We start from the raw sequence: 13,960 nt of genomic DNA, 5'->3' as shown, positions 1-13,960 counted from the left end.
CGGCGTCAGCCCTTCAGCACGGCCTCGATGGCGGCACGGTCGATGCGGTCATGCTCGGCGATGACGACCAGCTGCGTGCCGCGCGGCTCGCCCGCACCCCAGGGGCGGTCGTAGCTGGTACGGACCCGGCGACCGACCGCCTGGACCAGCAGCCGCATCGGCTTGCCTGCAACGGCGGCATAGCCCTTCACGCGCAATATGTCCTGCTGCTCGGCGAGCGTGACGATGCGCGCGGCGATCGCCTCGGGGCTCTCCACCTCGCCCAGCATCACCGAGATGCTGTCGAAATCGTCATGCTCGTGATCGTCCGCGCCGTCATGATGCGACGGGCGCGCGGCGATGTCATCCTCGGCGGCGGCCTCCAGGCCCAGCACGATCTCGGCGGAGACGATGCCGTCGACCGCCTCGACCATGGGCAGCGGGCGCGGGGCCTCGGCAGCGATGATCGCGCGCGCCTGGGCGACGCCCTCCGGCCCGGCGAGGTCGGCCTTGGTCAGCAGGACGAGGTCGGCACAGGCCAACTGGTCCTCGAACACCTCCGCCAGCGGGGTTTCGTGGTCGAGGCTGGGATCGGCGGCACGCTGTGCCTCAACTGCGTCGAGATCGGGGGCGAAGCGGCCCGCCGCGACGGCCTCCGCATCGGCCAGGGCGACGACGCCGTCCACCGTGATGCGCGAGCGGATGGCGGGCCAGTCGAACGCCTTCAACAGCGGCTTGGGCAGCGCCAGACCGGAGGTCTCGATCAGGATGTGATCCGGGCGCGGCTCCATCGCCAGCAGCCGCTCGACCGTGGGAATGAAGTCGTCGGCGACGGTGCAGCAGATGCAGCCGTTTGCCAGCTCGACGATATTCTCCGCCGGGCAGTCGGGGATGGCGCAGCTTTGCAGGATGTCGCCGTCGACGCCCAAGGTGCCGAACTCGTTGACCACCACCGCCAGGCGACGATTCCCTGAATTGCGGATCAGATGGCTGATAAGCGTGGTCTTGCCGGCGCCCAGAAAGCCGGTGACGATGGTGACGGGGACCTTGGAGAGGTCACGCATGGTAATTCTCCGACGCGCCGGACGAGCGAGCGCGGTTCGGGGCCCATCGCCGAAAGCGGAGACGGACGGGCGCAGTCGATTGCGTCCGCCCCGCTGACCGGCGACCGATGCGGCCCCGGCCGCATGGCTTCGTCGCTCCCCGACGGAGAACCGTGCCCCGACCACCCCCTGGGTCCAGGCAAGAGCGACCATGACGCCGGCAGGTCTCCTGGCTCGCGGGTCGAAGCGAGGGGATGCGCCTTCCCGGATCGCTCCAGTGGCCGTGCCTCCGATGGGGCACCAGCATCGCTCGCTCACCGCTTACAGTTGCAGGGACAGCCGGGGATTTGCACCCCATTCCCGTATCAAGCCCTTGCGGGCACCGGCGCGATCTTCGGGGATTTTCGGCCCCGACAGGCGGCATTTATCCCGCCGCGCCGGGCTTGGCAATTCGCGCCTCCATCGCGGCGAACCCGCGCCAGCGATAGAGGAGGAAGCTCGCGCCCCAGCAGAGAACGAACAGTCCGACGATGGCGAAGCCCAGTATGTTGAAATGCTCGGACAGCGCGCCCGCATAACGGAACGGCCCCGCGGTCCAGCCGAACCGCTCCGCGAGCAACGCGGTCGCCTGGATACCCCCGATCACCAGCGCGACCAGCGCGGAAACCAGCGTGATCGTCATATTATAGTAGAGCTTGCGAAGCGGATGCACGAACGCCCACTCATACGCGCCCAGCATCACCAAACCGTCGGCGGTGTCGATCAACGCCATGCCGACCGCGAACAGGACGGGGAAGACCAGGATCGTCGCCAGCGACACGCCGTCCGCCGCATGCGATCCCGACAGCCCCAGGATCGCCACCTCGGTGGCGGTGTCGAAGCCCAGCCCGAACAGGAACCCCAGCGGCGCCATATGCCAGCTGCGCCGGATCAGCCGGAACAGCGGGCGGAACAGTCGCGACAAGGGCCCCTGCCCCGAAAACAGCATATCGGCATCCGCCTCCGCCATCGGCTCGCCACGCGCGACGCGGCGGAAGCGGGTCCAGACGTCGCGCAGGATGATCAGGTTCATGATCGCGATGGCGAACAGGAAGCTGGCCGAGACGATGGTGGCGATCGTCCCGCCGCTCTGCCCGAAGGCCTCGAAATCGGACAGAGTGCTGGCGGCGAGCGCGATCGTGGTCGCCGCGATCAGGACGATGGCGGAATGGCCGATCGCGAACCACAGGCCGACCGCGATCGGCCGCTGGCCATCCTGCATCAGCTTGCGGGTGACATTGTCGATCGCCGCGATGTGATCGGCATCGACCGCATGGCGCAGCCCCAGGCTATAGGCGAGAAGCGCGGTGCCCAGCATCAGGCTGTTGCCCGCAAAGACGCTGAGCGCCCAGCCCCAGACGACGATATTGATGACGACCAGCGCGCCCATCAACAGCGCGACGCGGCGCTTCAGGGGAGGTCGGGCGGAAACTTCGGACATGGGCGGATCACGCCTTGCACTGCGCCGTTGCGACTAGGGCCGTCCCTTCCGCATTCGCGGTGGTTCCCCGGCTCGGACGGGCGCACGCCGGGCAGGGTTCCGATTCGGGTCGGCCATGAGGCGTCGCTCGCATGATATAATATATCCTGGCCATGACCATCCCCTGGACCCCGGCAAAGAGCGACTCGCATCGGCAGGTCTCCTGGCTTGCGGGTCGAAGCGTCGAGGATGCGGCCTTCCCGGATCGCTCCAGTGGCTGTTCCCTGTTTCAGGAACCGGCATCCCGCGCTCACCGCTTACAGTTGCAGGGACAGCTATGGATTTGCACCATATTCCCGTTTGAAGCCCCGAAGGGCACCGATGCGATAGCCCGGCGCATGGCTCAAAGCCTTTGCCGGTCGGCATGGGGATAGTCTGCGCCGGACGGAGGCGCAAACGGCTTTATCCCGTCGCCCGGCACGCCTAATCGAAGCGCATGGTGGTTTGGAAAGCGATGCGCCGATGGACACCCGCGGCGGCCTGTCTGGTCGCGGCTTGTTCGGGCGGGAATTACCGGCCGGTCAGCGATGTTCCGGTACGGATCGGCAAGCCCTATACGGTGCGCGGCGTCACCTATGTCCCCGCCGAGGACGCGACCTATGACATGCTGGGCTATGCCAGCTGGTATGGCGGCGAATCGGGCAAGCGCACCGCGAACGGCGAACGCTTCCGCCCCGGCTGGGCGACGGCGGCGCACACCACCCTGCCCTTGCCCAGCTATGTCGAGGTGACGGCGCTGGACACCGGGCGGCGGATCATCGTGCGGATCAACGATCGTGGGCCGTTCGCGGGATCGTCGCGGATCATCGACCTGTCGCGCGGCGCCGCCGAGCAGCTGGGCCTGCGCGCGGTCGGCAAGGCGGCGGTACGGGTACGGCGGGTCGAGCCCGATGAAAAGGACCGCGAACGCCTGCGCCACGGCAAGGCGGCACGGCCATTGCCTCCGGTTTCGGATGCGGTGCGGGCGAACCTGCTGTCGCAAATCGCGGCGGCGGGGATGACGGTGCGGTAGAAGCGGCAGCTTCCGCTCTCGCCCACTTGCCGACGTTTGGGCAAGTCACGCATCATGCGGTTCGGGAGACTAGGTGTTTAGCGCCTGCCTAGGTGCCCAGTACGCCAGCACCGCGCCCGACGCCGCCCCCCGCGTTGCGCTCGCTGCCGGTGAGCCGCGGCAACGGGACTACGACGGCGGCGTGCGGCGGAAGGCGGTGCTGGACACCGACCACAGGCCGCCCAGGGTCGTCCGCCGCGTCGGCTGGCATAGCTGCCTGCGGTGCAGCCGACCATTCTTCAGCCAAGACGTAGCGGGTCAACGCCTGTGTGGCGACTGCCGCGTCGATGGCGACAGATACGTCTAAGGGACGATCTGCGCGACCACGCTATCTACCGCGCTCAACCCCACGTTCAGCTGGCTTTTATTCACTTTTACATCGGGGTCGTTGTGTACGGGATAGTAGTCCTGACGCATCTTCGACAGCGGCGTTCCATGATGAGCAGCAACAACACCAGCAGTGTTGAAGTCGCGAAGTTCACCAACGTACATGCTCAAAAACTCAGCACGGCTAGCTGCGGCATGAGGACGCGCAGTGAAGCGGCCAGGATTCCGGGTGTACTCAGAATATAGCTGCTCAGCAGTAGCCTCCGAAAACGCAGCAAACGCCGCTGCCGCTCCTTTAAATTGGGTGAACCTGTTGCCTATCGCCAAATGCACCTGCGGTATGCTCATTTGCCTCTGTGCAGCTTTCGCAGCGAAGGTGTAGTTACCGAAGAACGGATGAGGCGGGTTAGTACCGTGCAATAGAGCAAAGAGCGCTTTCACCGCTACACGCGACGAATCATCGGCATTTACCGGCACTAAAATACGACTTGCGCCGCAAATCGCAAGTTCTGTATAGATGGCAAAAGAGGGATTAGTGTCGAAAAATACTGTCCACTTATCTTTATCAAGTCCATCTACCAACCTCTTGAAGATCTGATGCACCCAAGCCCACGGATCTGCCAATCCTGGAAAAGGAGTACGCCCAGCTTCGTCACTTATGGCAGGAGCCATGAGTTCCAGATTGCCGTCGCCGCTAAGCAGAAAGAGATTTGGCGAAATCTTGTCGTTGATGGTCGAGACCTGAACTGAATAGGTGGCTAGGTTCGGTGTTGTCCGATTTAAGATCGCATCGCTGATATAACCGACCACGCTCTTAGGTGTCGCTAAAGAGCATAGGGACAGAAGGTGATTCTCGCCTGCAATGCCACCTCCCAGCAGCAGCATAGAGCTATTGGCTTGGGGGCACATGTCTATCACGAGAACATTGCGATCAGGATGCGTCTCAGCAAAGCGCGACGCAATGTGGAAGGTGATGGTGCTTTTGCCCGTACCGCCCTTATTGTTCCAAATCGCGTACGACTCCACGGCCTGCTCCCTACTAGATGCCTATCCGCCCACGTCCGCAGGCACATACTTCGTATCTAGTGATCAGAATCGGAGAACGCCATGCCAACGTTGCTCGAACAACGTTGCGTTAGAAATCCGTTAGAACCCCGGCCGATCACAGCAAGAGTGACCTAAGTGACCCCTGCCGAGTGGTTGTTTTGCTCGATTATTTTGGTCGGGGCGACAGGATTCGAACCTGCGACCCCCACACCCCCAGTGTGATGCGCTACCAGGCTGCGCTACGCCCCGACCGAGCGGCGGCCTTTAGGCGGGTTGTTCGGGACATGCAAGCCTTGATGTGCAGATAGTGCGCACCCCACATCTCCCTGTCCATTGCGCCTGTCCGCCTGCGATGGTAGCGGGCAGGCTATCCGACATGGGGGCTAGTCGATCGTCAATCGGTCGACCGGTGCCCGTGCCCATTCAGCATAGACGGGTCCGAATGTTCATTCCCTTCACCGCCCCAGTCGCCGTGATGGCTGCCGCCACCGGGGCCACCGCGTCCAGCGGCGTCGCCTCGTTCCTCAGCCTCGCGCCGCTGCTCCTCGTCTTCGTCGTCTTCTATTTCCTGATGATCCGCCCGCAACAGCGCCGGATGAAGACGCTGCAGGCGTCGATCCAGGCGGTCAAGAAGGGCGATCAGGTCACTACCGCGGGCGGCATCGTCGGCAAGGTGACGCGCGTCGAGGACCAGCTGGTCGAGGTCGAGATCGCCCCCAATGTCCGCGTCCGCGTGGTCAAGGCGACGCTGACCGACGTGCTCGACCCCACCGCCAAGCCCGCGAACGACTGATCCGATGCTGGATTTCCCCCGCTGGAAGGTCGCTTCCATCGTCGCGCTGCTGGCGGCCCTGTGCCTGCTGGCGATCCCGAGCTTCCTGCCCGAGAGCATGACGGACAAATGGGGGGCGATCCCCCATCCGCGCGTCAACAAGGGCCTCGACCTGGCAGGCGGCAGCTATCTGCTGCTGGAGGCGGACACCGCCGGCCTCGCCAATTCGCGGCTGGAGACGATGCGCGACCAGGTGTCGACCGAGATGCGGCGCGGCAATCCGCGCATCGACATCGGGGACATCTCGACCCGCAACGGCCAGCTCAGCTTCATGCTGCGCGACCCCTCGCAGGTCGATGCGGCGCGCGAGCGGCTGCTGTCGATCACCGGCGGCGGCGCGGGCCTGACCGGCCAGCGCGAATGGGACATTTCAGTCGTCGACACCTCGCGCCTGGTCCTGAAGCCCACCCAGGCGGGCATCGACCAGGCGATCGACACGGCGATGAAGGATGCGACCGAGGTCGTGCGTCGCCGTATCGACGAACTGGGCACCAAGGAGCCCACCATCGTCCGCCAGGGCAGCAACCGCATCGTCGTCCAAGTGCCCGGCCTCCAGAATCCGCAGGCGCTCAAGGACCTGCTCGGCAAGACCGCCAAGCTGGAGTTCAAGCTGGTCGATACCAGCGCGAACAATGCCGCCGAACTGCTGAAGGGCAATGCGCCCCCAGGCAGCCAGGTCCTGCCCTATCCGAACAATCCGCTGGGCCTGCCGGTGATCGCGGTAAAGCGCCCGGTCGTCATCTCGGGCGACCAGCTGGTCGATGCGCAGCAGGTGTTCGAGCCGCAGACCAACGTGCCGCAGGTCGCCTTCACCTTCGACAGCGCCGGCGGCCGCAAGTTCGCGCGCATCACCCAGGAAAATGTCGGCAAGCCCTTTGCCATCATCATCGACGGCAAGGTGATCTCAGCCCCCAATATCGAGACGCCGATCCTGGGCGGGCGCGGCACGATCACCGGCAGTTTCACCGCGCAGTCGGCCAATGAGCTGGCGATCGCGCTGCGCTCGGGCAAGCTGCCGGTCGACCTGAAGATCGTCGAGGAACGCACCGTCGGCCCCGACCTAGGCGCCGATTCGATCCGCCACGGCATTCTGGCCTCCGCCATCGCCGCCATCGCGGTCATCGTCTTCATGGCGGTCACCTATGGCCGGTTCGGCATCTATGCGAACATCGCGGTCATCATCAACGTGCTGGTCATCCTGGCCGTCATGGCGATGCTGAACGCCACGCTGACCCTGCCGGGTATCGCGGGCTTCATCCTGACCATCGGCACCGCGGTCGACGCCAACGTGCTGATCAACGAGCGCATCCGCGAAGAGCGGCGGCGTGGGCGGAGCGTCGTCCAGTCGGTCGAGCTGGGCTATAAGGAAGCCAGCCGCACGATCTTCGAGGCGAACGTGACCCACGCGATCTCGGGCCTGATCATGCTCGTGCTCGGCTCGGGGCCCGTCAAGGGCTTCGCGGTCGTGCTGCTGATCGGCATCGTGACCAGCGTGTTCACCGCCGTTACCTTCACGCGGATGCTCGTGGCGCTGTGGTTGCGCCGCGAAAAGCCCAAGACCATCAATATTTGAGGCAGGAGAACAGATCATGCGCCTCCTGAAACTCGTCCCCGACAATACGAACATCGACTTCGTCCGCCTGCGCGGCTGGGCGTTCGGGCTGACCCTGTTGCTGACCGTGCTTGCGGTCGGCGTCACCTTCGCCCGCGGGCTCAATTTGGGCGTCGACTTTGTCGGCGGCCTGATGATCGAGGAGAAGTTCCCCACCCCGCCCTCAACCGACCAGGTGCGCTCGGTCGTCGACGGTCTGGGCATCGGCGAAGCCAATCTCCAGGCGGTCGGCGACGGCCGCACCGTCAGCATCCGCCTGCCCCTGCCCAACTCGACCGACGAGGGCGCCACCAATGCCGTGGTCCGCAAGGTCGAGGCGGCGCTCGCCCAGCAATTCCCCGGCGCGACCTTCAGCCGTTACGACACGGTGTCGGGCAAGGTGTCCGACGAGCTGATCAAGCACGGCGTGCTGGCGGTGGTGCTGGCGATCCTGGGCATCGGCCTGTTTGCCATCTTCCGCTTCGAATGGCAGTTCGGCGTGTCGACCATCGTCGCGATCGTCCATGACCTTCTGGTCACGCTGGGCTTCTTCGCGGTCACCCGGTTCGAGCTGGACCTGACGATCATCGCGGCGTTCCTGACCATCATCGGCTATTCGATCAACGACAAGATCGTCATCGACGACCGCATCCGCGAGAATATGCGCCGCTACCGCAAGATGGACATGCGCGAGATCATCAACCTGTCGGTCAACGAGACGCTGCCGCGCACGGTCATGACCTCGGTCACGATCCTGCTGGCGCTGATCGCGCTGCTGCTGCTGGGCGGCCATGTGCTGCGCGCCTTCACCGCGGCGATGATCCTGGGCATCGTGGTCGGCACCTATTCGTCGATCTACGTCTCGTCGTCGCTGCTCATCACCCTGGGCCTGCGCGCCGAGCCGAACCGCGAAAAGCCCGGCACCGCCGACAAGCGCAAGGTGGCGGATGCCGAGCGGATCACGCCGCGGGAAGGATGAGCGACTCGATCCGCATCACGCGCGAACCGACCGCGCCCGGCCCGATCGTCCGTGGCTTTGCCGCCACGGGCTATCGGGTCGGCGAGATCGCCTACCCTGCGCTGCTGCTCGCGCCCGACTGGCACGAACCCTGGAACCCCCCGCCCTTCGATGCGCTGAACGGCGCGGCGGTGGCCTCGCTGGTCGACGAAAATCCCGAATTCCTGTTGCTGGGCACCGGCGCGACGCTGCGCCGCGCGCCTGCCGCACTGGTCGCGGCGCTAGAGGCGCGTGGCCTGGGCGTCGAGGTCATGGACAGCCGCGCCGCCGCGCGCGCCTGGGGCGTGTTGCGTGGCGAGGGCCGCAAGATCGTCGCCGCCCTCTACCCCCTCGACGCGTAAACGATCCTCCCCGCGCGCGGGGAGGTGGCTGGGCGAAGCCCTGACGGAGGGGGCCTTCCTCATAGGACTCCCTCCGCGCCCCCCCTCCCCGTTTCGAGGGGGATTGCCTTACCGACATCGCCCGACCAGCTCCGCCAGATGCGAGTGCAGCGCCGCCGCATTGGCGGGCCAAGTGAAGTCACGCACCGCGGCCCGCGTCGTCCAGGGATCGGGCGACTGGCGCAACACCTCCTGAATCGCGGTGGCGAAGGCTTCGGGGGCGGGTTGCGCGATGCGCCCCGCCGCGCGGCTGGTTACGACATCGGCCGCGCCGCCAGCGGGGGTGATGACGATCGGGGTGCCGCAGGCGAGCGACTCGACCCAGGCATTGGCCAGCCCTTCCGATGCGGAGGCCAGCGCCATCACATCCGCCGCGCCCAGCAAACCGGGCAGGGCTGCATGGGGCATGGCGCCCATCATCCGCACCCGATCCGCCACGCCCGCCCGCTCGGCCCGGGCGGCGAGCGCCGCGCGCTCCGGTCCTTCGCCGACGATCATCAGCGTGACGCCGGGCAGCCGGGCGACGGCGTCGATGACCACGCCATGCCCCTTGCGCGGGATGAGCGCACCGAGCGACAAGACCAGCGGCCCGACCACGCCCAGGTCCCGCTTGGCCGCGACGCGGTCGATCGGCTGGAACCGCGCCTGGTCGACACCGGTATGGTGCACGCGGATGCGGTGCCGCGCGATCCCGAGCGCGGCGACATCGTCCGCCATCGCATCGCTGACCGCCAGCAGCCCGTCTGCCAGGCTCGCGGCGCGTGCGACCTGATGACGGGTGGCGGGCCGATGTCCCCAATAATGGATATCGGCCCCCCGCGCCTTGATCGAGACGGGCACGCCGTATCGCCGCCCGAGCGCCACCGCCGCCGGGCCATCGGGAAAGAAGAAGGAGGCGTCGATCACGTCGAAGCGCTGTTCGTCACGCAGCCGGTCGAGCACGGGCACCAGCGCATGGCGCAGGGCGGCGACATGGAACCGCCCACCGGTACCCGGTAGCGTGGTGAAGCGCGGCCGCGACACGTCGAGCCCGCCCCATTCTTCCCTCAGCGGCAATGCCGCCTGCGCCCGAAACATGGCCGATCGCGCGAGCGGCCAGACAGGCAGGCCGACCGGCGCGACCACCCGCACCGCCACGCCGGGCCGCGCGGCGAGCGCCGCGGTCTGGCGCTCGACGAAGATCCCGAAATTGGGCCGCGTCGCGTCGGGGAACAGGCTCGACAGGGTCAGTATGTTCAGCATGACGTCCCATACTCCCGCCGGACACGATACGCCCGGTCCGATTGACGCCGTTTCCGCAACAATTCCGTTAAGATTTCGATCGTTCGACGTCATCTGGCCATATCTTGGCCGATCAAGACAAGGCAAATGTCTACTCAAATGTCGGCAAAGTAGTTTTTCGTTCATCCGCGCGACAGATCACGCCTGACACAGTCGTCGCGGCCGGCTATTCGATCGTCGGCCATCAGGGGTTGGGGGTTTCGATGATTCGTTTCGGACGGCTGGGTACGATTTTGGCCCTGAGCGCGACGCTGGCCGGGTGCGGCGGCGGCGATGGGGGCAGCATTACGAGCGGATCGACCGGCGGCGGCGGCAGTTCCCCGAGCGGCACGACGACATCGGCCTGTTCGCTGCGCAGCCGCCAGAACTGGGTCGCGGCCCAGATGAACGAATGGTATCTTTTCCCCGACACGCTGCCCAATGCGCTCGACCCTTCGCCCTATACGACGGTCAGCGACTATATCGACGCGCTGACCGCGACCGCACGGGCGCAGCGCAAGGATCGCTATTTCACCTACATCACCTCCATCGCGGAGGAGAATGCCTATTATAATTCGGGCGCGTCGGCGGGCTTCGGCTTTCGCCTGACGACCGATTCGACGCAGACCAAGCTGCAGATCGCCGAGTCGTTCGAAAGCGGTTCGGCGCTGGCCGCCGGGGTCGACCGCGGCACGACGATCCTGGGCATCGGCACCACCGCGTCGAATATCCAGACGATCCAGGCGATCGTCAGCGCCGATCCCAATAACGGCCTGTCCAACGCGCTGGGCCCCGATACGGCGGGCACGGTGCGCTATTTCAGCGTCTCCGATCCGTCGGGCAATGTGCGGACCGTATCGCTGACAAAGTCGACCTATACGCTGCAGCCGGTGTCGCCCAATTACGGGGCGCAGATCATCTCCGACAACGGCCAGCGCTATGGCTATATCAACCTGCGCACCTTCATCAGCACCGCCGATCCACAACTGCGCGCCGCCTTCTCGACCTTCAAGCAGCAGGGGATCACCCAGGTGATCGTCGACCTGCGCTATAATGGCGGCGGCGCGATCAGCATCGCCGACCTGTTCAACAACCTGCTGGGCGGGGCGCGTCAGACTTCGGACGTGATGGGCTATACCAGCTTCCGCGAGAGCAAGGCGGCGAACAACACGACGACCTATTTCGCGCCCCAGGCCGAATCGATCACGCCGACGCGAATCGCCTTTATCGGTACCGGCGGCACCGCATCGGCCAGCGAACTCGTGCTCAACCGTACCCTGCCCTATATGGGCAGCAATACCGGGCTGATCGGCGCCAATACCTATGGCAAGCCGGTGGGCCAGATCGCGCTGGACAATGCGCAGTGCGACGATCGCCTGCGCGTGATCGCCATATCCTTGCAGAACGCCAACCGGCAGGGCGGCTATTATAACGGTCTGGCGAGCGTCGTGCCCGCCAGCTGCCAGGCGGGCGACGACCTGACCCGCAAGATGGGCGATCCGCAGGAAGCCTCGACCCGCGCCGCGCTGAACTTCCTGCAGGGCAAGAGCTGCACGCCAATCAGCGCCTCGGCCAGTGCTCAGTCGGCTGACGCAGCCCCGCGCAAACTGCTCCAGCCTCTGGCGCCTTCGGCGGCGCAGCGCGACGTGCCGGGGATGTTCTGAGGCGGATCGACATTCCGCAACCCTCCCTCTCCCCTATCCAGGGGAGAGGGTTGAGAAATTGGCTTACAGCCGCTGGGTTCCCGCATAGGCGAACAACGCGTCGCCGTCCGACGACAGGCTGATCGTCTCGGCGCCGGTCACGGTCAGGCACTGTCCGGCCTTGAAGGCGACGCCCGCCACCTCGCCAGACCCGGTGATCGGGATCAGCCAGCCCGTCCGCCCCTCGGGCATGGCGACCGCATGATCGCCCGCCGCCCAGCGCTCCAGCACGAATTTCGGTCCCTCGACCAGGATGTCGCGCCCTTCGCCCGCCGGGCCGGGCGAGACGATCGGCTGGTACGGCGTCAGGTGCGCGACATCGACCCCGTCCTCCAGATGCAGTTCGCGGTCGCTGCCATAGTCGTAGAGGCGATAGGTCGTCTCGCTATTCTGCTGCACCTCGATCACGGTCAGGCCCGCGCCGATCGCATGGATGGTGCCCGAGGGGGCGTAATAAAAGTCACCCTCCTTCACGGGCACCCAGTCCAGGTCCGCCTCGACCGAGCCGTCCAGCGCGTCGGCGCGCAGCTGTTCCTTGGTGATCGGCGCCTTGGGGCCCAGCGCGATGGTCGAATCGGGCTCGGCGGTCAGGATCGTCCAGCATTCGTCCTTGCCACGCGGCAGGCCGCGGGCATGGGCCTGTTCGTCATCGGGATGGACCTGCACCGACAGCTTCTCGCTGGTGAACAGATATTTGATCAGCAGGTCGGGCGAGGTGTCGCCCGGCTCCTGGAACCAGACCTCGCCAACGGGCGCGCCGCCGGGCGCCACATCCTCGAAACCGGGATAGAGCGTATGACGGCCCCAGGGCTTTTCGACGCGGTGGGTATGGAGCATCGTGGCGGGCATCGACCTGTATTCCTTCCAATCGGGCGACGGTGAAACCGTCGGTACGCCGGGCCGTTCCGCCCGGTGATCCTTGGTGCTTTTCATGCCGCGATGCAGCGGTCGAAGGCAAGCCGTTCCGGCTTCGCAACGCGTGACTGGCGTCTTGCAGGCTTATGCGCGCGGGGACTGTTCCCCGCCGTTCGGCTGCGCTAAGGACATGCGCGATGCGTAACCCCCGTTCCCGTGCGCTGTCGCTGGCGCTGATCGCCGCTGTGGCCCTTCCGATCGCGGGTTGCGCCCGCAACCGTACCCGCACCGACCTGCCTTACGTCGCGCGCGACGTCGGCACGCTGTACACCACCGCCAAAAACCGGCTGGACCAGCACCGTTACAAGGAGGCCGCGCTGCTCTTCGACGAGGTGGAGCGTCAGCACCCCTATTCGATCTGGGCCCGCCGTGCGCAGCTGATGAGCGCGTTCAGCTATTATCTGGGCCGCGACTATACCCAGTCGATCCAGTCGGCGCAGCGTTTCATCTCGGTCCATCCGGGCAATCGCGACGCGCCCTATGCCTATTATCTGATCGCGCTCGGCTATTACGAGCAGATCCAGGACGTCACCCGCGACCAGAAGATCACCCGTCAGGCGCTCGATGCGCTGGGCGAGCTGATGCGCCGCTATCCCAACAGCCGCTATGCCGCCGATGCGCGGTTGAAGGTCGATCTGGTCAACGATCACCTGGCGGGCAAGGAAATGGAGATCGGCCGCTTCTATGAGGATCGCCACCAGTGGCTGGCGGCCTCGATGCGGTTCCGCACCGTGGTCGACAAATATCAGACGACCAGCCACACGCCCGAGGCGCTGCTGCGGCTGACCGAGACCTATCTGGCGCTAGGCGTCCGTCCCGAGGCCGAGCGGTCCGCCGCCGTGCTGGGCGCGAACTTCCCCGGCAGCGACTGGTATAACCGCGCCTATAAGCTGATGCGCGAATATCCGGTCGAGCCGATCCCCGCGATCCAGCCGGGCCAGCCCGTGGTGCCGACCGGCACGCCGGGTTCGGTCAATATCGGCCTGCCGGGCAGCGGCAACACCGCCACCCCCAGCGCCGCCGCGCCGGGCCGCCCGACCCCGACCGGCAACAATAGCTCGCCCACGGGTTGAAGCCGCAGCCGTTAAGGTCGGAGCGACACACCGCTATTCCTCCCCTGCAAGGGGAGGTGGCGCGCGCAGCGCGTCGGAGGGGTGTCCCCCTCTCGATAGCATGACACCCCTCCGTCAGGCCTTCGGCCTGCCACCTCCCCTTGCAGGGGAGGAATGGAGTGAATGCCGATCAGCGTCGCCCACCCGAACAAATCGGGATCATTTTTGCCGCGGGGGATAACA

At 65.8% G+C, this 13,960-nt stretch carries 12 protein-coding genes, 1 tRNA gene and 2 riboswitches; of the genes, 7 read left to right on the top strand and 6 right to left on the bottom strand.

Features of this window, described 5'->3' with window-relative positions; genetic code table 11:
• Positions 1 to 5: 5 nt before the first annotated feature.
• Together cobW and QZ546_RS02440 are read right to left on the bottom strand one after the other, a co-directional pair.
• A complete protein-coding gene (gene cobW / locus QZ546_RS02445; RefSeq protein WP_294234167.1) occupies positions 6 to 1,043 on the bottom strand; it encodes a cobalamin biosynthesis protein CobW in 1,038 nt (345 codons plus the stop codon).
• A gap of 180 nt (positions 1,044 to 1,223) precedes the next feature.
• A riboswitch (cobalamin riboswitch) is annotated at positions 1,224 to 1,424 on the bottom strand.
• A 22-nt stretch (positions 1,425 to 1,446) separates the two neighbouring features.
• Complete coding sequence (locus QZ546_RS02440; protein ID WP_294234162.1) at positions 1,447 to 2,502, bottom strand: HoxN/HupN/NixA family nickel/cobalt transporter; 1,056 nt, start codon at positions 2,500 to 2,502, stop codon at positions 1,447 to 1,449.
• 174 nt (positions 2,503 to 2,676) lie between these two features.
• Positions 2,677 to 2,879, bottom strand: a riboswitch (cobalamin riboswitch).
• Between the two features lie 116 nt (positions 2,880 to 2,995).
• Here QZ546_RS02440 and QZ546_RS02435 point away from each other — a divergent pair.
• Positions 2,996 to 3,553: a septal ring lytic transglycosylase RlpA family protein gene (locus QZ546_RS02435; RefSeq protein ID WP_294234160.1), complete on the top strand. Its 558-nt coding sequence runs from the start codon at positions 2,996 to 2,998 to the stop codon at positions 3,551 to 3,553.
• Between the two features lie 342 nt (positions 3,554 to 3,895).
• On the opposite strand, the gene QZ546_RS02430 is transcribed toward QZ546_RS02435, so the two are convergent.
• A complete protein-coding gene (locus tag QZ546_RS02430) occupies positions 3,896 to 4,945 on the bottom strand; it encodes an AAA family ATPase (protein ID WP_294234156.1) in 1,050 nt (349 codons plus the stop codon).
• Positions 4,946 to 5,138: 193 nt separating this feature from the next.
• Positions 5,139 to 5,215 (bottom strand) — tRNA-Pro (locus QZ546_RS02425).
• Between the two features lie 226 nt (positions 5,216 to 5,441).
• On the opposite strand from QZ546_RS02425, the gene yajC reads away from it, so the two are divergent.
• The 4 genes from yajC to QZ546_RS02405 are packed head-to-tail and all read left to right on the top strand — an operon-like array spanning position 5,442 to position 8,748.
• On the top strand, positions 5,442 to 5,759 hold the full coding sequence (gene yajC / locus QZ546_RS02420; protein WP_294234642.1) for a preprotein translocase subunit YajC: 318 nt from the start codon (positions 5,442 to 5,444) through the stop codon (positions 5,757 to 5,759).
• 4 nt (positions 5,760 to 5,763) lie between these two features.
• Positions 5,764 to 7,371, top strand: a complete 1,608-nt coding sequence (gene secD / locus QZ546_RS02415; protein WP_294234154.1) for a protein translocase subunit SecD — start codon at positions 5,764 to 5,766, stop codon at positions 7,369 to 7,371.
• Between the two features lie 16 nt (positions 7,372 to 7,387).
• Entirely contained in the window at positions 7,388 to 8,368 is a 981-nt protein-coding gene (gene secF / locus QZ546_RS02410) for a protein translocase subunit SecF (protein WP_294234152.1), read from the top strand.
• Positions 8,365 to 8,748, top strand: coding sequence for an MTH938/NDUFAF3 family protein (locus QZ546_RS02405; RefSeq protein ID WP_294234149.1), 384 nt, complete (start codon positions 8,365 to 8,367; stop codon positions 8,746 to 8,748). Before secF ends, QZ546_RS02405 begins: the two co-directional genes overlap by 4 nt.
• A gap of 108 nt (positions 8,749 to 8,856) precedes the next feature.
• Here QZ546_RS02405 and QZ546_RS02400 read toward each other — a convergent pair whose 3' ends face one another.
• Positions 8,857 to 10,029 (bottom strand): glycosyltransferase, encoded by a 1,173-nt coding sequence (locus tag QZ546_RS02400; protein ID WP_294234146.1) that lies wholly within the window; start codon positions 10,027 to 10,029, stop codon positions 8,857 to 8,859.
• A 242-nt stretch (positions 10,030 to 10,271) separates the two neighbouring features.
• Here QZ546_RS02400 and QZ546_RS02395 point away from each other — a divergent pair, with 242 nt between their 5' ends.
• Positions 10,272 to 11,711, top strand: a complete 1,440-nt coding sequence (locus QZ546_RS02395; protein ID WP_294234141.1) for a S41 family peptidase — start codon at positions 10,272 to 10,274, stop codon at positions 11,709 to 11,711.
• A 63-nt stretch (positions 11,712 to 11,774) separates the two neighbouring features.
• On the opposite strand, the gene QZ546_RS02390 is transcribed toward QZ546_RS02395, so the two are convergent.
• On the bottom strand, positions 11,775 to 12,599 hold the full coding sequence (locus QZ546_RS02390) for a class I mannose-6-phosphate isomerase (RefSeq protein ID WP_294234138.1): 825 nt from the start codon (positions 12,597 to 12,599) through the stop codon (positions 11,775 to 11,777).
• Positions 12,600 to 12,802: 203 nt separating this feature from the next.
• Here QZ546_RS02390 and QZ546_RS02385 point away from each other — a divergent pair, with 203 nt between their 5' ends.
• The gene (locus QZ546_RS02385) at positions 12,803 to 13,738 is read left to right on the top strand and encodes an outer membrane protein assembly factor BamD (RefSeq protein WP_294234135.1); all 936 of its coding nucleotides are present in this window, start codon (positions 12,803 to 12,805) and stop codon (positions 13,736 to 13,738) included.
• Positions 13,739 to 13,960: the final 222 nt, after the last annotated feature.

Source organism: uncultured Sphingomonas sp. (assembly GCF_913062585.1).
Taxonomy (GTDB): domain Bacteria; phylum Pseudomonadota; class Alphaproteobacteria; order Sphingomonadales; family Sphingomonadaceae; genus Sphingomonas.
Note: the sequence above shows the minus strand (reverse complement) of the source record. Positions and strands in the feature narration are given on the sequence as shown.

Excerpts from the sequence above, each read along its gene's own strand:
- QZ546_RS02385 (WP_294234135.1), top strand. The coding sequence starts at position 12,803 with ATGCGTAACCCCCGTTCCCGTGCGCTGTCGCTGGCGCTGATCGCCGCT.
- QZ546_RS02435 (WP_294234160.1), top strand. The coding sequence starts at position 2,996 with ATGCGCCGATGGACACCCGCGGCGGCCTGTCTGGTCGCGGCTTGTTCG.
- yajC (WP_294234642.1), top strand. The coding sequence starts at position 5,442 with ATGGCTGCCGCCACCGGGGCCACCGCGTCCAGCGGCGTCGCCTCGTTC.
- QZ546_RS02400 (WP_294234146.1), bottom strand. The coding sequence starts at position 10,029 with ATGCTGAACATACTGACCCTGTCGAGCCTGTTCCCCGACGCGACGCGG.
- QZ546_RS02405 (WP_294234149.1), top strand. The coding sequence starts at position 8,365 with ATGAGCGACTCGATCCGCATCACGCGCGAACCGACCGCGCCCGGCCCG.
- cobW (WP_294234167.1), bottom strand. The coding sequence starts at position 1,043 with ATGCGTGACCTCTCCAAGGTCCCCGTCACCATCGTCACCGGCTTTCTG.
- QZ546_RS02390 (WP_294234138.1), bottom strand. The coding sequence starts at position 12,599 with ATGCCCGCCACGATGCTCCATACCCACCGCGTCGAAAAGCCCTGGGGC.
- secF (WP_294234152.1), top strand. The coding sequence starts at position 7,388 with ATGCGCCTCCTGAAACTCGTCCCCGACAATACGAACATCGACTTCGTC.
- QZ546_RS02395 (WP_294234141.1), top strand. The coding sequence starts at position 10,272 with ATGATTCGTTTCGGACGGCTGGGTACGATTTTGGCCCTGAGCGCGACG.
- secD (WP_294234154.1), top strand. The coding sequence starts at position 5,764 with ATGCTGGATTTCCCCCGCTGGAAGGTCGCTTCCATCGTCGCGCTGCTG.
- QZ546_RS02440 (WP_294234162.1), bottom strand. The coding sequence starts at position 2,502 with ATGTCCGAAGTTTCCGCCCGACCTCCCCTGAAGCGCCGCGTCGCGCTG.